We start from the raw sequence: 18,503 nt of genomic DNA on the forward strand, positions 1-18,503 counted from the left end.
GACCGGGGTGACCCAGGCGGCCCTCTTCGCGCTGGAGACCGCCCTCTTCCGGCTCGTCACCTCCTTCGGCCTCACCCCGGCCTTCCTGACCGGCCGCCCCACACCGGGAACCAGCGGCTCAGATCCTCCTCGATCCGCAGCTCGTCCCCCAGCAGCGCCCGCACCTGGAGTTCCAGGCCGCTGTCCCGCTTCTCTCCGCCGCCCGGCAGCGGTGCGAAGGGGTAGAAGGTGCCCCGTTTGTAGAGGTACACCAGGGCGAGCGAGCGCCCCGTCGACGCGTTGTGGAAGCCGATCAGCGAGCACAGCAGCTGAGGGCCGAAGCCCGCGTCCTGGAGCAGCGTGTTGACCGCGTGCAGATCGTTGACCAGGCTCGCCACATCGTCCGGCGCCTGGTGGGCGAGCAGCCAGGTATAGCCGTATCCGTCCTGGCTGAACTCCACGGGCACACCGCCCCGGTCCGTATCCGCGTCCAGCAGCTCTCCCACATCCCGCTGGATCCGGGCGAAGGCGCCGCCCTCCACGCTGGCGAAGCACACCGACCCCTGCCCCGTGGGGGTGAAGCCGGTCTCCGCCTCCAGGGTGACCGCGGCCCCCGGCAGCCCGAACAGACGGTCGAGATCGGGCCGCACGGGCTTGGTGCGGCCGAGGATGGCGTCCCAGAATCCCATGCGCCCTCAGCCCCTCCCCGCCTGGCCCAGCTGTGCGGAGATGCGGGCCAGCTGCTGGAGCCGCTGCTCCAGCGTCGGATGCGAGGAGAACAGCCGGCTGATGCTCTTCCCGGACAGCGCCGGGGCGAAGAAGAAGGCGTTGAACGGCTCGACCTTGCGCAGATCGCGCGTGGGGATGCGGGCCATCTGCCCCGTCACCTTGGTCAGCGCGGCGGCGAGCGCCGAAGGCCGCCCGGTCAGCAGCGCACCGGCGCGGTCGGCGGACAGTTCGCGGTAGCGGGACAGCAGCCGGGTCAGCAGAAAGCTGATCGCGTAGATCACGGCGCTGACCAGCGGGATGATCAGCACCGCGATGCCCGCGTTGTTGTTCCGGCTGCCGCGGCTCAGCCCGCCCCACAGGGCGGCGCGGGTCATGATGCCCGCCAGGACGCCGAGGAAGGAGGCGATGGTCATGACCGCCACATCGCGGTGCGCCACATGCGACAGCTCATGCGCCAGCACCCCCTCCAGCTCGTCCGGCTCCAGCCGCCGCAGCAGCCCCGTCGTCGCGCACACCAGCGAGTTCTTCTGACTGCGGCCGGTGGCGAAGGCATTGGGCACATCGGTCTCGGCGATGGCCACCCGGGGCTTGGGCATGTCCGCGAGCGCGCACAGCCGGTCCACCGCGCCGTGCAGCTCGGGCGCCTGCTGCCGGGTGACCTCCCGGGCGCCCATGCTGAAGGCCGCGATCCGGTCGCTGAACCAGAACTGCGCCACGAACAGCCCGCCCGCGATGATCAGAATCAGTGGCCAGGCCCCGCGCAACAGCGCGATCAGCACGCCGACGAAGACCACATAGAGCAGGCCGATGAGGAACATCGTCATGACCATGCGGGTGGTCAGCCCCCGGTCAGGGGGGTAGCGGGTATGCATGGGTGCCTCCCACAGTCACTGCGGCGGCGACAGCCTCTCTACCCGATTCTGCTCCTTGTCTCTGTCTTCGCGGCATACGGGAGAGCCGTCCCGGTCTCTCCTTACGCGCTTCTCACCCGCCGAGCTGCGCCACGCCCTCCGTGGCGATCTTCTCGAAGACGGCGGGGTCCGCCGCGAAGACCGAGTCGGCGATCGGCCAGTGCAGGACGATCTCGTCGATGCCCAGCGCCGCGTGCCGGCCCGCGAAGTCCACAAAGGCGTCCACGGAGCTCAGCGGCCGTCCGCCGTCCGGGGTGAAGCCGGTGAGCAGGATCTTGCCGAGCTTGTTCACATCCCGCCCGGCGTCCGCGCACGCCTTGCCCAGCCGCTGGATCTGGCCGCCGATGGCGGCCAGCGAATCGTCCGGGGTCCCCGTCTCGAAGATCTTCGGATCCCCCGTGGTCACCCATGCCTGGCCGTATCGCGCCGCGAGCCGCAGCCCGCGCGGACCGGTGGCGGCCACCGCGAACGGCAGCCGGGGCCGCTGCACACAGCCGGGGATGTTGCGCACCTCCCGCGCGCTGTAGTGGGCGCCCTCGTACGTCACCACGTCCCGCGTCAGCAGCCGGTCCAGCAGCTCGACGAATTCGCCGAACCGGTCCGCCCGTTCCCGCGGCGCCCAGGCCTCCTCGTCGCCGCGCAGCAGCGCCGTCGCGTCGAAGCCGGAGCCGCCCGCCCCTATGCCGAGGTTGATCCGCCCGTCGGACACATCGTCCAGCGAGATCAGCTCCTTGGCGAGGGTCACCGGGTGCCGGAAGTTCGGGGAGGTGACGAGGGTGCCCAGGCGCAGCCGCGAGGTCGCCGCCGCGGCCGCCGTCAGCGTCGGGACCGCCCCGAACCAGGGGCCGTCCCGGAAGCTGCGCCAGGAGAGGTGGTCATAGGTGTACGCCGCGTGGAAGCCCAGTTCCTCGGCGCGCTGCCATTGCTCCCTGCCGCCCTCGGACCAGCGGCGGACAGGCAGGATCACGGTGCTCAGTCGCATACCGCCGAGCCTAAGCGGTCGCTGCTGACAGCAGTGCACGACCGGTACGGCCGGGGCCAGGAGGACGCCCGCCAAGGACGGCCCGGGACGCACCCAAAGCGCCCCCGGTACGCACGTGAGCGTCCTTCCCGCACCGCTGAGCGGCATATGCGGGAAGATGGTTGCCGTGACCCCAGCTACCGAGCAGCCCGAGACCCCGGCCACAGACCGTTCGGCCACCGCCTCGCCCCGGCCCCGGCTGATCGCCACCGACCTCGACGGCACCCTGCTGCGGGACGACAAGACGGTCTCGGACCGCACCGTCGCGGCGCTCGCCGCGGCCGAGCGGGCGGGCATCGAGGTGTTCTTCGTCACCGGCCGCCCGGCCCGCTGGATGGATGTCGTCAGCGCCCATGTGCACGGACACGGCCTGGCGATCTGCGCGAACGGCGCCGCCGTGGTCGATCTGCACCAGGGCGGGCTGCTGACCGAGATCCGCCCGCTGGCCGCCGCCGGCGCGCTCGCCGTCGTAGGGGCGCTGCGCGAGGCGGCCCCGGGCACGTCCTTCGCGGTCGAGCGGAGCGGCGGCATCTTCTACGAGCCCGAGTACCCGCCCTTCCATCTCGACCCGGGCGCGGTCTACGGCTCCGCCGAGAAGCTGCTCGACGACGGCTTCCCGCACGCCGACACCCCGATCCTCAAGCTGCTCGCCCACCACCCCGAGCTGGCGCCCGACGCCTTTCTCCAGCTGGCCCGCGCGGCCGCGGGCATCCACGGCGACTTCACCCGCTCCAGCCCGACCGCCCTGCTGGAGATCAGCGGGCCGGGGGTCAGCAAGGCCAGCACCCTGGCCCAGTGCTGCGCCGAGCGCGGGATCACCGCCGAGGAGGTCGTGGCGTTCGGCGATATGCCCAACGACCTGGAGATGCTGAGCTGGGCGGGCACCTCGTACGCGATGGCCAACGCCCACCCGGAGGTGCTCGCCGCGACCACGCACCGCACCGACGCCAACACCGAGGACGGCGTCGCCGCCGTCATCGAGCGGATCCTGGCGGGATAGCGGGAACCGCCCCCCGGCCCTGGGGCCGGGGGGCGGGGCGCGGTTGGCTGAGCGGGATTACCAGAAGAAGACGAGGTAGCCGTTGCCACCGTTGGTACCGGGCGCGCCCGGAGCGCCCGGCGTGGTGCCGCCAGTGCCGCCGAGACCGCCGTCGCCGCCCTCGCTGCTGTTCGTCGGGGGCAGTTCCACAATGCCGTCGACCGCGTCGCCGCCCTCGCCGCCGGTGGCGCCGGACTCCCCGTTCTCACCGCTGCGGTTCACCACAGAGAGGCTGTTGCAGGAGCCGGTGCCGCCGATGCCGCCGGCGCCCGGGGTGCCCGGGTTGGCCGTGCCGCCGCCACCGGCGCCACCGCCGGTGCCGCCCGTGGCGGTGAGCTGGACGCCGCTGGTGGAGGCCAGAGTCGTCGCGGTCCCGGCCGTACCGGCGGTACCGGGAGATCCGGGGCTGGTGGCCGTGAGACCGCCAGGGCCACCGGGGCCACCGGTACCGGCGGTGCCCAGGTCCACGGTGTAGGTCTGGCCAGGCGTGACGGGGATGACGCACCAGGTGAAGCCGCCGGACCCACCGCCACCACCAGTGCCGCCGGAACCCCCCAGCGTGGCGCCGGCAGCGCCGCCGCCACCGCCGCCACCGCCACCGGCACCCCAGGCCTGGATGTGCACCGAGGTGACTCCCGCGGGAGGCGTGAAGGCCCCGTCCGCGGTGAACTCCCGCACTCCGTGGATGACGGACGGCGGCTTGGGCGGCTTGGGGCGGCCGCCGCCGCCCGCGGGGTCGTCAACTGCGTGAGCGGTGGGGGACATGGTCAGCAGCTGGCCGGTCAGGGCCGCCGCTGCCGCCATGGAGGCGAGGAGGACCCGGCTCTTCCGGGATCGTCGAGAAGTAGGGATCTGGCTGTTCACGTCATGTCTTCCTTCCCCGCGGTCGGGCCACCTGCTGTCGCGGAGTGCGATGGGATACGAACGACCGAACGGCCCGCGAGGCTCATCCCACCGTCGGTCACGACGACCCGCATGCTGACGGGGCGATGGTTGGACCGCGCAGGTGAGGCGTTGGGCCGGCCAGGCGACGGGGACGGCCGTTGCACCAGCCGTTACAGCGGTGCCTCCCACACCACCGCCGTGCCGCGCCCGCCCTCCCCGAGCCCCGGCTCGACGGCGCTCGATCCGCCCAGCACCTCCGCCCGCCGCACCAGGTTCGTCAGACCGCTGCGCCGACCGCCCGCCGGGATGCCCACCCCGTCGTCCGCGACCGTCAGCCGCACCCCCGCCTGCCCGTCCGGGAGCCGCACGGTCGCGTCCACGACCACCTCGATGCGCCCCGCCCGTGCGTGCCGGAAGGCGTTGGACAGTGCCTCGCGCAGCGCCGCGATGAGGTTCGCGGCGGTCAGCTCGCCGACGCGCGAGTCGACCGGCCCGACAAAGGTGAGCGACGGCCGGAAGCCCAGCGGTAGGGCGGCCGACCCGACCTCCCGCAGCACCCGGGTGCGCAGCCCGACCGGCGCCTCCGCCGGCCCCTGCCGCAGCGCGAAGATGGCCGTCCGCACCTCCTGGATGGTCGCGCCCAACTCCTCGACGGCCCGCTCGATCCCCTCCCGTGCCTCCGGCGCGTCCGACTGGCGCTGTGCGCTCTCCAGCATCATCCCGGTCGCGAAGAGCCGCTGGATGACGAGGTCGTGCAGATCCCGGGCGATCCGGTCGCGCTCCTCGAAGACCGCGAGCCGCTCGCGGTCGCGCTGCGCCTCGGCGAGCACCAGCGCCACCGCTGCCTGCGCCGCGAACTGGGTGGCCAGGGTGCGTTCGGTGGCGGTGAACGGGACGGCGCCGCGCCCGCGCGGGGTGGTCAGTACGCCGAGCACCCGCTCACCGCTGCTCAGCGGCAGCATCATGCTCGGCCCGTAGGGCCCGAGCACGCCGGTGACCAGCCGCGGATCGGAGGCCGGATCGTCGATGAAGACCGGCTTTCCGGCCAGCAGCCGCGACAGGGCCGGGGAGTCGGCCGGGACGGCCGTACCGAGCAGCTCGGAAGGGTCCTCGGCGTCCACCGCCACGATCGTCAGCCTCCCGCCGGCCTCCGGCAGCAGCACGATGCCCGCCTCCGCTCCGGCGAGATGACGCGCCTTCTCGGCGATGACGGCCAGCGGGTCCTCGGGGTCGCCGGACAGCAGCGAGTGGGTCACCGCGGCCGAGCCCTCGATCCAGCGCTCGCGCTGCCGGGTGGCCTCATGGAAGCGGGTGTTGCCGATGGCGATGCCCGCCTCGGTGGCCAGCACCGTGACCATGTGCAGATCGGACACGGTGAACTCACCGCCGTTCCGCTTCTCGGCGAGACAGAGATTGCCGAAGATCTCCTCACCGACCCGGATCGGCACCCCGAGGAACGAGCGCGGCGGCAGAGGGCCCGACGGATATCCGGCCGGTCGCGCCCCGCTGGGCAGAGCGGCGAGCAGCGCACCGCACCGCTCCCGGTCCGCCGCGCTCTCGCCGTACGTCACGACCTCGGCCAGACCCTGGCCCGTGGCGTCGTTCACGCCGATCACGGCGCAGCGGGCGCCCGCGAGCTCGGCGGCGGTCCCGGCGATCCGGTCGAGGACCGTGCGCAGCTCCGGACCGGTGCCGAGGGAGCGCATCGCCTCCAGCAGCCGCGGCAGCCGCGCGGTGAGCTCGGTGGACAGCACCCGCAGACCGCGGGTCTCGTCCGCGGCGGCATCCAGAGGGTCCTGCGAGGGGGCAGCGGCCGCCATATCCCCGAGCGTAATGAATGATCCCGATGAACGCCGTATGCCCGGACGCGCTAGCGCCCGCTCCCCACGGGCTGCGCGGCGGGCGCCGGCACTGCGCCCTCCGGGGCCTCGCGCTCCAGCATCCGGCGGAACGGCCCGTCGGCCTCGGCCAGTTCCCGGTACGTCCCGCGCTGTACGGCCCGGCCCCCGTCGAGCACGATCACCTCGTCGACCGCCTCCAGCCCGGCCAGCCGGTGCGTGATCAGTACGGTCGTACGGCCCTGGGTCGCGATGAGCAGATCGGCCGTCAGCGCGTCGGCCGTCGGCAGGTCCAGATGTTCCGCGGGCTCGTCCAGCACCAGCACCGGGAAGTCCGCCAGCAGCGCGCGGGCCAGCGCCAGCCGCTGCCGCTGACCGCCGGAGAGCCGCGCGCCCTGCTCGCCGACGAGCGTGTCGAGGCCGTCCGGCAGCCCGTCCACCCACTCCAGCAGCCGGGCCGCGGCCAGCGCCGCGCGCAGCTCGGCGTCGTCCGCACCGGTACGCGCCAGCCGCAGGTTCTCGCGCAGCGAACTGTCGAAGACATGCGCGTCCTGTGCGCAGAGCCCGACCAGCCGGCGTACCGCGTCCCCGTCCAGGGCGGCGGCGTCGCGGCCCGCCAGGGTGTACGTACCGCCCTCGGCGTCCAGGAAGCGCAGCAGCACCTGGGCGAGCGTCGTCTTGCCCGCCCCGGATGGACCGACGACGGCGACCCGGCGGCCGGGGCGCAGCTCCAGCCCGAACCCGTCCAGGGCGGGGGTGCGCTGCCCCGGGTGGCGGGCCGTGATCCCGCGCAGCACGAGCGGGAACGGCGACCCCGGAGCCGCCACCCGGTGCGCCGCCTCCGGCTCACGCACCGGCAGCGGCTCGTCCACCACCTCGTACACCCGCTCCGCGGCCCGCCGCACCCGCTGCCGGTGCTGCACCGCGAGCGGCAGACCCGCGACCGCCTCGAAGGCGGCCAGCGGCGTCAGCACCACGACGGCCAGCCACACCCCGTGGATCCGGCCGTCCGCCACCGCCCGTACGCCCACCCACGCGGCCGTGGCGACCGTCAGACCGCAGACCAGCGCGGAGAGCCCGGCGCCCGCACCGGCGGCCGCCGCCCCCCGGCGGGCGATCCGGGTGAGCGCCCCGTCGGCGCGGCGCACCGCGTCCAGCCGGCGCGGCAGCGCGCCCGCGACCGTCAACTCGGCGGTTCCGGTCAGCAGATCGACCACCTGGGCCGACAGCGCACCGCGCGCCGGGGCCAGCCGGCGCTCCGCGCGCCGCGCGAACGCCCCCGATACGACCGGCACCCCCACCCCCGCCACCACCAGCCCCGCCGCCAGCACGGCCCCCGCCTCCGGCAGCACCCACACGAGGAACCCGGCCGAGGCCGCGCCCACGGTCAGCGCGGTGCCGACGGGCAGCAGCCAGCGCAGGAAATAGTCCTGGACGGCGTCCACATCGGCGACCAGCCGGGAGAGTAGATCGCCGCGCCGCGTCTCCTTGAGCCCCGCCGGGGCAAGCCGCTCCAGCCTCCGGTAGACGGCGACCCGCAGATCGGCCAGGACCCGCAGTACGGCGTCGTGCGAGACGAGACGCTCGACGTAGCGGAAGACCGCCCGGCCGATTCCGAACGCCCGGGTCGCGGTGACCGCCACCATCAGATAGAGCACGGGCGGCTGCTGGGCGGCGCGCGAGATCAGCCATCCGGAGACGGCCAGGAGCCCGACGGCGCTGATGAGCGCGAGGCTCCCGAGCAGCAGCGCGAGCCCGAACCGCCCCCGCCACCCCCGGGCCGTCCCCCGCACCCGCGCCAGCGCCCCGCGCGGTGGGCGCGCGAGCGCGCCGGGCGACGCGGTACGGTCGGCGCCGGCCGACACCGCCCGTGCCCCCGCCGGAAGCGCGTGGTCCGCCGCGCCGTCCCGTGCTCCACCCGGACGCCCGTCGGCTCCGGCCGCCGCGTCCGCGCGGGCCGCCGGGCCCGGAGCGTCCACCGCCGGGCCCGGAGCGTCCACCGCCGGCTCATGCGGCACGCCGTCACCGGTGGCGGGCCGGGACGAGTCGGCCGCTCCGGTAAGGCGCGCCATATCGTCGGCGCCCGGGAGCGCTCGATCCGCTGCCCCTCCGGAGGCACCGGCCCCATTCGTCACCGCGCTGCTCGCGCCGTCCGTACGGCACACCGACGGCTCGGCGGGCCGGGTCCCCTGCGCTGGGTGCGAGCCGTCCGGTGACTGCTCCGAGCCCGCGCCAGGCGTGGCCGAAGCCCCGGCGACCGATGCCGCCGCCGCACCGTTCGTGCCCGTCGCCGTCGCGCCCACCTCGTTGGATCGGCCACCCGCCTGGGGCGGAACGCGGTACGGTGCCGCGGACTCACCGGCAGCCGGGTCCGGCGCGGCCGGCACCACGCGCGCCTCGGCACACCTGCGCGCGGCCGTCAGCGCCGCGGACGCGGCGGCAGCGCCGCCTCCGGCGCCGGGCCGGGGCGGGGTGGCGGCAGGGCCGCGGAGGTTCAGCACTTGGTCGGCCAAGGGCAGCAGGGCCGGGCGGTGGACGACCAGGAGGACCGTGCGGCCCGCCGCCAGCCGCCGCACCGCCTCGACGACCTCCGCCTCCGTCTCGCCGTCCAGGTTCGCCGTCGGCTCGTCCAGCAGCAGCACCGGACGGTCGGCCAGGAAGGCGCGCGCCAGGGCGATCCGCTGCCGCTGGCCGGCGGACAGGCCCGCGCCCATCTCGCCGAGCCTGGTCCCGTCCCCCTCCGGCAGCGCGGAGACGAAGCCGAGCGCGCCCGCGTCCCGCAGGGCGGCCCGTACCGCCGCGTCATCGGCGTCCGGCCGCGCGAGCCGGACGTTCTCCGCGATCGTCCCCGCGAAGAGATACGGACGCTGGGGCACCCAGGCGATCTGGCGGCGCCAGCTCTCGGGGTCGAGCGACGCCAGATCCCGGCCACCGATGAGCACCCGGCCCTCGGACGGCTCCGCGAAGCCGAGCACAGCGTTCAGCAGCGTCGTCTTCCCGGCGCCGCTGGGGCCAGTGATCGCCACCGTCTCCCCCGGGCGGACCTCGAACGAGGTCGCCGCGAGTGACGGTCCGGCGCGCCCGGCGTGGCGGACGAGCAGCCCGTCCACCGCCAGCGCGGCGCCCCGCGCGTCGGGGGCGTCGTCGACGCCCGCGCCCGACGGCTCGCGCTCCAGCACGGCGAACACCTCGTCCGCCGCCGCCAGCCCCTCCGCCGCCGCGTGGTACTGCGCGCCCACCTGCCGCAGCGGCAGATACGCCTCGGGCGCGAGCACCAGCACCACCAGTCCGGTGTACAGATCCAGCTCCCCGTGCACGAGCCGCATCCCGATGCCGACCGCGACCAGCGCGACCGACACCGTGGAGAGCAACTCCAGGGCGAAGGAGGACAGAAAGGCGATCCGCAGGGTCTTCAGGGCGGCCCGCCGGTAGTCGGCCGTGATCGCGCGGATCGATTCCGCCTGGGCCTTGGCGCGTCCGAAGATCTTGAGCGTCGGCAGCCCGGCGACGACATCGAGGAAGTGTCCGGACAGCCGGGACAGCGACCGCCACTGGCGGTCCATCCGGGATTGGGTGGCCCATCCGATGAGGACCATGAAGAGCGGGATCAGCGGCAGGGTGACAACGATGATCAGCGCCGAGACCCAGTCGGCGGTGACGATCCGGGCGAGCACCGCCACCGGCACCACCACGGCCAGCCCCAGCTGCGGCAGATAGCGGGCGAAGTAGTCGTCGAGCGCGTCGATGCCCCGGGTGGCGAGGGTGGTGAGCTCACCGGTCCGCTGGGAGTCGAGCCAGCCGGGCCCCAGCCGCACCGCCCGCCCCAACAGCCGCAGCCGCAGCTCCGACTTGACCGCCTCGCTCGCCCGGTGCGCGGCCAGCTCGGTCAGCCACGAGACGACCGCCCGGCCGGCGGCGATGAGCGCCAGCAGTGCCAGGGGGAGCGTCAGAGTGCCCACCCCGTCACCCCGCTGGAAGGCGCCCACCACCACCTCGGCGATCACCATCGCCTGCGCGATGACCAGCCCAGCCCCGGCCAGGCCCAGCATCACGGACGCGGCCAGGTAGAAACGGGTCGCTCGTGCGTGCCGCAGCAGCCGGGGGTCGATTGGTTTCACGTGAAACACACCATCCAGCGAAGGGGCTCAGTGCGCCGCGGGGATGTGCTGGGTGCCGATCCGCTTGCGGAAGACCCAGTACGTCCATGCCTGGTAGGCCATGATCAGCGGGGTCATGATGACCGCGAGCCAGGTCATGATCTTGAGCGTGTAGGGGCTGGAGGAGGCATTCGCCGCCGTCAGGCTCCACTGCGGATCGAGCGAGGAAGGCATGACGTCCGGGAAGAGCGCGAGGAAGAACATCGCGACCGCCGCCGCGATGGCCACCCCGGACAGGGCGAAGGCCCAGCCCTCCCGTCCCCGCTGGTTCATGACGAGCGCCACGGCCAGCGCCACCACCGCGACGGCCACCGCCACCAGGCTGCGTGCGTTGCCGCTGTCCCACTGGGTCCGGACCAGGAACGGCAGCGCGACCACGACGGCGGCCACACCGAGCCATGCCGCGTACCGCCGCGCCCGCACCCGGATGTCCCCGGCCGTCTTGAGCGCGGCGAAGACGGCGCCGTGGAAGGTGAACAGCACCAGCGTGACCAGCCCGCCGAGCAGGGCGTACGGAGTGATCAGATCGCCCAGGCCGCCCGCGTAGTTCTTGTCCGCGCCGATCGGCACCCCGTGCACCAGATTGGCGAAGATCGCTCCCCACAGGAACGCGGGCAGGAGCGAGCACCAGAAGATCGCGTGCTCCCAGTTGCGCTGCCAGCGCTCCTCGGTGCGCTTGTGCCGGTACTCGAAGGCGACGCCGCGCAGGATGAGGCAGACCAGGATGGCCAGCAGCGGCAGATAGAAGCCACTGAAGAGCGTCGCGTACCAGTCGGGGAAGGCGGCGAAGGTCGCACCGCCCGCCGTGATCAGCCAGACCTCGTTGCCGTCCCAGACCGGGCCGATGGTGTTGATGAGGACCCGGCGCTCGGTGCGGTCACGGGCGAGCAGCTTGGTGAGCACGCCGATGCCGAAGTCGAAGCCTTCGAGGAAGAAGTAGCCCGTCCACAGGAAGGCGATCAGCAGGAACCAGAAGTCGTGAAGGTGCATGAGTCTCTCCGGCCGTCAGTACGCGAAGGTCAGCGGCTTGTCGGCGGCTTCCTCGGCCGAGGCGCCCGGTCCGCCCGGTCCGCCCGAGGGCAGCCGCAGCTTCGGGTCCTTGGCGGGCGGCTTCTCGTCGGTGTCCGGCCCGGCCTTGGCGTACGTGGTCAGCAGCCGTACCTCGATCACCGCGAGCGCCCCGTACAGCAGGGTGAAGACGCCGAGCGAGATCAGGACCTCGGTCCGGCTGACCCCGGGGGAGACCGCGTCGGCGGTCTTCATCAGTCCGTAGACCACCCAGGGCTGGCGGCCCATCTCGGTGAAGATCCAGCCGAAGGAGTTGGCGATCAGCGGGAAGCCCATGGTGAGGATCCCGATCCGCCAGGACCACTTGGTGAGCGGGGGGCTCATCTCGCGCTTCGCGGTGAGCATCAGCCGCGGGACCTCGTCCTCGCCGGTGCGGAAGGCGGGTGCGAGCCACCGCTTCCGCCGCGTCGTCCACAGCCCGATGAGCCCGGCGACGAACGAGGTCATACCGAAGCCGATCATCAGCCGGAAGCCCCAGAAGGTCATGAAGATGCTGGGGATGTAGTCCTCCGGCCGGCCCCCGTAGGCGGCGGCCTCCTGCCGGGCGACGTCGTTGATCCCGGGGACGGCGTCGCTGAAGTTGCTGTGCGCGAGGAAGGACAGCGCCGTGGGGATCTCCAGCTCGACGCTGTTGTGGCCCTTGCCGACATCGCCGACGGCGAAGACCGAGAAGGGCGCGGGCGCCTGGGTGTCCCACAGCGCCTCCGCCGCCGCCATCTTCATCGGCTGCTGTTCGAACATCACCTTGCCGAGCTGGTCACCGCTGAGCGCGGTCCCCAGCCCCGCGATCACGGCGACGACCAGGCCCACCCGCAGCGAGGCCCGCATGGCCCCGATCTGCTTCTTCCGCCGCTCGCCCAGCTCTTCGCCACGGTCCGCCCGGCGCTTGGCCCGCCACAGATGGAAGGAGGAGATGCCGACGATGAAGGCGGCACCGGTGAGGAAGGCCGCGGTGAGCGTGTGGAAGACCACGACCAGGGTGGTGTTCTGGGTGAGCACCGCCCATATGTCGGTGAGCTGGGCCTTTCCGGTGGCCTTGTCGATCGTGTAGCCGGTCGGATGCTGCATCCAGGAGTTGGCGGCCAGGATGAAGTACGACGACAGGACGGTGCCGACCGAGACGATCCAGATGCAGGCGCAGTGGATCTTCTTCGGCAGCTTGTCCCAGCCGAAGATCCATAGACCGATGAAGGTCGACTCGAAGAAGAAGGCGAGCAGCGCCTCCATCGCGAGTGGGGCGCCGAAGACATCACCGACGAAGCGGGAGTAGTCCGACCAGTTCATACCGAACTGGAACTCCTGCACGATGCCGGTGACGACCCCCATCGCGATGTTGATCAGGAAGAGCTTGCCCCAGAACTTGGTGGCGTGGAAGTACTTCTCCTTGCCCGTGCGGACCCAGGCGGTTTCCAGACCGGCGGTGATGGCGGCAAGAGAGATCGTGAGCGGGACGAAGAGGAAGTGGTAGACGGTCGTGATTCCGAACTGCCATCGCGCCAGCGTTTCCGGCGCCAGAGCCAGATTCACGTGAATCTCTCCTTACGGTCTTGCCTGCGCCCTCCGAGGCGAGCTTGTGAACGTATTCACATTCACAAGCAATCATACGCACAGGGCTTCGCCCCCTCCCACGGGGGGTGGTAGGGGGCGAAGGGGGTATGTATGGGTATCCTCTGCGCCTCGGCGGCACCCCGAAAGGTCCCTTGACAGCTCCCGGGATCCCGGCTCCGGAGGCCCTCAGATCTCCTTGCGGAACTCCTCGGCGACCCGCAGGAAGATGTCGTTCGCCTCGCGCTCGCCGATCGTGGCGCGCATCCCCTCACCCGGGAACGGGCGCACCACCACGCCCGCCGCCTCGCACGCCGCGGCGAAGTCGGCTGTACGCTCCCCCAGCCGCAGCCAGACGAAGTTCGCCTGCGAGTCCGGGACCGTCCAGCCCTGCCCGGTCAGCGCCTCCCACACCCGCGACCGCTCGGTCACCAGCGCGTCCACCCGCGCGCGCAGCGCGTCCTCGCTGCGCAGCGAGGCGACCGCCGCGTCCTGGGCGAGCTGGCTGACGCCGAAGGGCACCGCGGTCTTGCGCAGCGCCGCCGCGACCGGCTCATGGGCGATCGCGAAGCCGACCCGCAGCCCGGCCAGGCCGTACGCCTTGGAGAAGGTGCGCAGCACACACACATTCGGCCGGTCCCGGTAGAGGTCGATCCCGTTGGGGACCGCATCGTCCCGGATGAACTCGATGTACGCCTCGTCCAGCACCACCAGCACATCGGCCGGCACCCGGTCCAGGAACCGCTCCAGCTCGGCCCGGCGCACCACGGTGCTCGTCGGGTTGTTGGGATTACAGACGAAAATCAGCCGGGTCCGGTCGGTGATCGCGTCCGCCATCGCGTCCAGATCGTGCGTCTCGGTATCGGTCAGCGGAACCTGGACCGGCGTCGCTCCCGCGATCTGAGTGATGATCGGATATGCCTCGAAGGACCTCCAGGCGTAGATCACCTCATCGCCCGGTCCGGCCGTGGACTGGACCAGCTGCTGGGCGACGCCGACCGAGCCGGTTCCGGTCGCCAGATGCTCCAGCGGCACCTCGAAGCGGCGAGCGAGCTCGGCGATCAGCGCGGTGCACGCCAGGTCGGGGTAGCGGTTGAAGGAGGCGGCGGCGTTCGCCGCGGTCTCCAGCACCCCGGCCAGCGGCGGATAGGGGTTCTCATTGGAGGACAGCTTGAAGGCGAGGGGGCCGCCCGCGGCGGCCGGCTTGCCGGGCTTGTACGTCGGAACGCCGTCCAGCGCGGCACGCAGTTTGGGGTTCTTCTCGGTCACCGACAGTCCTCCTCGGCCCTTCCCGTCCCGTACCGTGCGCAGGGGTCGCACACGGCAATACTGCACACCTTATGAGGATTCCCCCGCCCCGCGTACCCGCCGGGAAGGCCCGCGTACCCGCCGCCCGAGCCCGCGTACCCACCGGGGGAGCGCCCCGTTTTTCGGCGCGCGCCGGTGGCGAGCGCCGTGGCGCGCATCACCCGTGCAGGTGAGTTGAGACCTCTTCGAGACATCGACCAATCAGTAGGCGTGGATATGCCAGAGGCGAACAGAGGCCCCCCTGGGTCCGCCAACTGGCTTCGCTTCCAAGGGAATTGGCGAGAGCGCTCATGCAGAAACGTGCCTTCCGAATACCGATGGCGGAATCGCGCAGACCGGCCGCCCGAGCCCTACTATCGGCTGGCCATGACAGCAGCAGGGAAGCACCAGGTGAGCCGGTCGACCGGCCGCCGGTTAGGGCGGGCGGGCATCCGGGACGTGGCCGCCGCCGCCGGGGTCTCCATCACGACCGTCTCCGACGCGCTCAACGGCAAGGGAAGGCTCCCGGATGCCACCCGCCGCCATGTCCGCGAGGTCGCCGAGCGGCTGGGCTACCGCCCGTCCGCCGCGGCCCGCACCCTCCGTACCGGCAAGTCCGGCCTCATCGGCCTGACCGTGACCACGTACGGGGATGAACCTTTCACCTTCACCGAGTTCGCCTACTTCGCCGAAATGGCGCGCGCCGCGACCTCCGCCGCGCTCGCCCGCGGCTACGCCCTCGTCATCCTCCCCGCCACCTCCCGCCACGACGTGTGGTCCAACGTCGCCCTCGACGGCACCGTCGTCATCGACCCCTCCGACCACGATCCGGTCGTCGCCGAGCTGCTCCGCCAGGGCATCCCGGTCGTCAGCGACGGCCGCCCGGCCGGCACCCTCCCTGTCACCGCCTGGGTCGACAACGATCATGAGGCGGCCGTGCTCGGCCTGCTCGATCATCTCGCCGAGGCCGGCGCCCGCCGCATCGGGCTGCTCACCGGGACCTCCACCGACACCTACACCCGGCTGTCCACCACCGCGTATCTGCGCTGGTGCGAGATGGTGGGCCAGGATCCGGTCTACGAGGCGTACCCGGCGCACGACCCCTGTGCCGGGGCCGTCGCCGCCGACCGGCTGCTCGCCCGCCCCGACCGCCCCGACGCGGTATACGGCCTCTTCGACCCCAACGGCACCGATCTGCTCGCCGCCGCCCGCCGCTACGGGCTGCGGGTCCCCGAGGACCTGCTGCTGGTGTGCTGCAGCGAGTCGACGGTCTACCGCACCACCGAGCCGCCCATCACGACCCTCTCACTCAAACCCCGCCGGATCGGCACCGCGGTCGTACAGTTGCTCATCGACGCCATCGAGGGGCTTGACACCGACCACCCGGTCGAGCAGGTCATACCCACCGAATTGATGGTGCGGACGTCGTCCCAGCGCCGTCCGCCGCGTACGACGGTCAGCGCCCCGCGCAGCCGCACCGGAGGCTGACCTGAGAGCGAGTCAAGGATGACCGGAGGAGGACCTGAGGTCGATGGGCTTCCCCTACCGGGCCAATCCGGGATAAAAGACCGTCCAAGCAGGATCACGCACGGATTGACGGCACCCTGGTGCGTCACAAGCCCTCACGGTCATTCCTATGATGGGCGGACGACACCGTGGACCGCCGTCGACCAGGCAAGGTCCACAAGGTGGCACGGCGGCGCGATGGTGGAGGGGTCGATGACTCAGGGGGCCGGTCTGGAAGCCACGGCAGGGACCATGGCGGCGATCCCGCCCGTGCCCGCGTACGGGGCGTCCACCCCGCCCAGCACGCCCGCGCCCTCGCCCGCGCCACCCGCGCCCGCGCCGCCCGCGCCCGCCGGGCCCGAGCCCGTCCCGTCCGCACCGGAGCTCCTGCCCGACGCCTACACCCCGACCGAGCGCCTCCCGGTCATGGGCCCGGGCCACACCCTCCCGGACACCCCGCTCGTCCCCCCGCAGGACCGCACGACCGTCGCGCTCACCCCGGTGCCCGAGCCCGAGCACGGGCCGCTCGCCGAGGACGAGGGCCCCGGCCCGCTGTACGTCGTGGGCGACGTCCACGGCTACTACGAGGAGCTGCGCGAGGCGCTCGCCGCCCAGGGGCTGATCGACGCCAAGGGCAACTGGTCCGCGGGCAACGCCCGGCTCTGGTTCCTCGGCGACTTCACCGACCGCGGACCGGACGGCATCGGCGTCATCGACCTCGTCATGCAGCTCTCCGCCGAGGCCGCCGCCGCGGGCGGCTACTGCAAGGCGCTGATGGGCAACCACGAGCTGCTGCTGCTCGGCGCCAAGCGGTTCGGTGACACGCCGGTCAACTCCGGCGCCGGCACCGCCTCCTTCCAGGCCGCCTGGCTGCTCAACGGCGGCCAGCGCACCGATATGGAGCGGCTGGAGGACCACCATCTGCAGTGGATGTCACGGCTGGACGCGATGGCCGAGGAGGACGGGCATCTGCTCGTGCACTCCGATACCACCGCCTATCTGGATTACGGCGACTCGATCGAGGCCGTCAACGACACCGTGACCGAGACCCTGCAGCGCAGCGACGCCGACGAGTGCTGGGACCTGTTCCGCAAATTCACCAAGCGCTTCGCCTTCCGCGACGAGGACGCCGGGCCGGCGGCGGTCCGCGAATTGCTCGACATCTACGGCGGAGAGCGCATCGTCCACGGCCACAGCCCGATCCCGTATCTGCTGGGCGAAGTCGGCTCGGAGGACGGCGAGGACGGTGGGGCACCCGCCGTCGAGGGCCCGCACGTCTACGCGGACAATCTCGCGGTGGCCATGGACGGCGGCGTCACCATGGCCGGAAAGCTGCTGGTCGTCCACCTTCCCCTCGACGTCTGAGGATTCAGCAGGCGCTGTCAGGGGCAGGTAGACAGTTTCACCGGCGCGGGAGCAATTCGCGAAACCCGCTGTCACCCAGCGCCGGATCCGCTCTACCATCGGCTTATCCGTCGCAGGCTCTCCTCCGTTTCCGCCCGACTGCCCGGTGAAGCCGGCACCAAGGCCCTACGGAGCATCGGGGGATGCACCATGAAAAGCGCTCCGCACCTGCTGACCGAGGACCGCCCGGAGTTCGAGCGAGTTCTCGACGAAGCGCTGCGTACCGCGGACCGTCGCCCGGACCTCAGCGGCATAGGGCAGCGGCTCAACGCCGAGCAGTTGCGCACCATGGCGCTCAGCGCCTCGGCCGCCATATCGGCATGCGCGGCCACCGAGTACCAGGACTACGTCGACGCCCGCGCCAAGCTGCGCGAGCCCACCCCGCTGCTGCCCCTCGCCGGCGACCGCGGCGACGGCGACGGCGGCGACGGCGACGGCGGCGAGCACCCGGACGGCCCGATGGGGCTCGCCGACGCGGTGCAGAACGCAGCCGGGGCGGGGCTCGTGGCCATGCTCGCCGTGCTGGCCCCGGTGCTCGCCGGAGCCGCCGCGCTCATCTTCCTCATCGTCGGCTACGTCCTGAGCGTCCTGGACCCCGCGCCGTCCATCGCCAAGCCGATGATCACCGCGGGCTGGTTCTTCGCCGCGCTCACCGCCGCGGGCATCCTGATCGCCGCCATCGGCCTCCTCCTCACCGCGCTGCGCAACGGCTCCAGCGCGATCCGGGGCGGGGCACGCAGCGAGCAGCTCGAGGAAATGGACCGAGCCAGAGAGCTCTGGCGGCAGGCCCTGATGGAGCGCGGCGTGCTGCCCTTTCTGCGCGAGGCCCTGGCCAACCCCGCGGCCCCCGCCGCCTCGGCCTCCTCCTCCCCGACGTACGTCCCCGGCAGGTCCGGGACGACGGGGCGCACCCCCCACCTGGGCTACACCCGCCCCGGCTTCAGCACCGACGGCGAGGGCCCCAAGGCCCGCCCCCGCTACAGCAGCCCCGACTTCACCAGCCCCGACTACGGCGGCCCGGAGCACCAGCCGGACTAGACCCAACGCCGTGTAGTTAGTGCTGGGTGTTGAGCGTCAAGGGGTGCGGGCGGTCAGGATGTCGATGCTGATGGTGGCTTTGTAGCTGGTTCTGTC

At 72.4% G+C, this 18,503-nt stretch carries 13 protein-coding genes; 4 read left to right on the top strand and 9 right to left on the bottom strand.

The window, feature by feature from the left end:
• Nucleotides 1-71: 71 nt before the first annotated feature.
• The 3 genes from ABZS71_RS34355 to ABZS71_RS34365 all read right to left on the bottom strand — a co-directional run bounded on the left by ABZS71_RS34355 (nt 72) and on the right by ABZS71_RS34365 (nt 2,601).
• The gene (locus tag ABZS71_RS34355; RefSeq protein ID WP_356216476.1) at nt 72-668 is read right to left on the bottom strand and encodes a hypothetical protein; all 597 of its coding nucleotides are present in this window, start codon (nt 666-668) and stop codon (nt 72-74) included.
• Nucleotides 669-674: 6 nt separating this feature from the next.
• Nucleotides 675-1,580 (bottom strand): zinc metalloprotease HtpX, encoded by a 906-nt coding sequence (gene htpX, locus ABZS71_RS34360; RefSeq protein WP_355849512.1) that lies wholly within the window; start codon nt 1,578-1,580, stop codon nt 675-677.
• 112 nt (nt 1,581-1,692) lie between these two features.
• Nucleotides 1,693-2,601, bottom strand: a complete 909-nt coding sequence (locus tag ABZS71_RS34365; protein WP_356216479.1) for an LLM class flavin-dependent oxidoreductase — start codon at nt 2,599-2,601, stop codon at nt 1,693-1,695.
• A gap of 157 nt (nt 2,602-2,758) precedes the next feature.
• Here ABZS71_RS34365 and ABZS71_RS34370 point away from each other — a divergent pair, with 157 nt between their 5' ends.
• Entirely contained in the window at nt 2,759-3,640 is an 882-nt protein-coding gene (locus tag ABZS71_RS34370; protein WP_355849686.1) for a Cof-type HAD-IIB family hydrolase, read from the top strand.
• A gap of 57 nt (nt 3,641-3,697) precedes the next feature.
• Here ABZS71_RS34370 and ABZS71_RS34375 read toward each other — a convergent pair whose 3' ends face one another.
• From ABZS71_RS34375 to hisC, 6 genes are all read right to left on the bottom strand, one after another.
• Nucleotides 3,698-4,543, bottom strand: coding sequence for a hypothetical protein (locus ABZS71_RS34375; protein WP_356216482.1), 846 nt, complete (start codon nt 4,541-4,543; stop codon nt 3,698-3,700).
• A 191-nt stretch (nt 4,544-4,734) separates the two neighbouring features.
• Complete coding sequence (locus ABZS71_RS34380) at nt 4,735-6,384, bottom strand: GAF domain-containing protein (protein WP_356216485.1); 1,650 nt, start codon at nt 6,382-6,384, stop codon at nt 4,735-4,737.
• Between the two features lie 50 nt (nt 6,385-6,434).
• The gene (gene cydD, locus ABZS71_RS34385; protein WP_356216488.1) at nt 6,435-10,520 is read right to left on the bottom strand and encodes a thiol reductant ABC exporter subunit CydD; all 4,086 of its coding nucleotides are present in this window, start codon (nt 10,518-10,520) and stop codon (nt 6,435-6,437) included.
• A 27-nt stretch (nt 10,521-10,547) separates the two neighbouring features.
• Nucleotides 10,548-11,549 (bottom strand): cytochrome d ubiquinol oxidase subunit II, encoded by a 1,002-nt coding sequence (gene cydB / locus ABZS71_RS34390; protein WP_356216491.1) that lies wholly within the window; start codon nt 11,547-11,549, stop codon nt 10,548-10,550.
• 15 nt (nt 11,550-11,564) lie between these two features.
• A complete protein-coding gene (locus tag ABZS71_RS34395; RefSeq protein WP_355849575.1) occupies nt 11,565-13,154 on the bottom strand; it encodes a cytochrome ubiquinol oxidase subunit I in 1,590 nt (529 codons plus the stop codon).
• Between the two features lie 207 nt (nt 13,155-13,361).
• Nucleotides 13,362-14,441, bottom strand: a complete 1,080-nt coding sequence (gene hisC / locus ABZS71_RS34400; protein ID WP_355849578.1) for a histidinol-phosphate transaminase — start codon at nt 14,439-14,441, stop codon at nt 13,362-13,364.
• A gap of 405 nt (nt 14,442-14,846) precedes the next feature.
• On the opposite strand from hisC, the gene ABZS71_RS34405 reads away from it, so the two are divergent.
• The 3 genes from ABZS71_RS34405 to ABZS71_RS34415 all read left to right on the top strand — a co-directional run bounded on the left by ABZS71_RS34405 (nt 14,847) and on the right by ABZS71_RS34415 (nt 18,407).
• Nucleotides 14,847-15,947: a LacI family DNA-binding transcriptional regulator gene (locus ABZS71_RS34405; RefSeq protein WP_355849581.1), complete on the top strand. Its 1,101-nt coding sequence runs from the start codon at nt 14,847-14,849 to the stop codon at nt 15,945-15,947.
• Nucleotides 15,948-16,163: 216 nt separating this feature from the next.
• Nucleotides 16,164-17,330, top strand: a complete 1,167-nt coding sequence (locus ABZS71_RS34410) for a metallophosphoesterase (RefSeq protein WP_356216494.1) — start codon at nt 16,164-16,166, stop codon at nt 17,328-17,330.
• Nucleotides 17,331-17,519: 189 nt separating this feature from the next.
• Nucleotides 17,520-18,407 (top strand): hypothetical protein, encoded by an 888-nt coding sequence (locus ABZS71_RS34415; RefSeq protein ID WP_356216497.1) that lies wholly within the window; start codon nt 17,520-17,522, stop codon nt 18,405-18,407.
• Nucleotides 18,408-18,503: the final 96 nt, after the last annotated feature.

The organism is Streptomyces sp. NPDC005393 (assembly GCF_040606675.1).
In the GTDB taxonomy this organism is placed as follows: domain Bacteria; phylum Actinomycetota; class Actinomycetes; order Streptomycetales; family Streptomycetaceae; genus Streptomyces.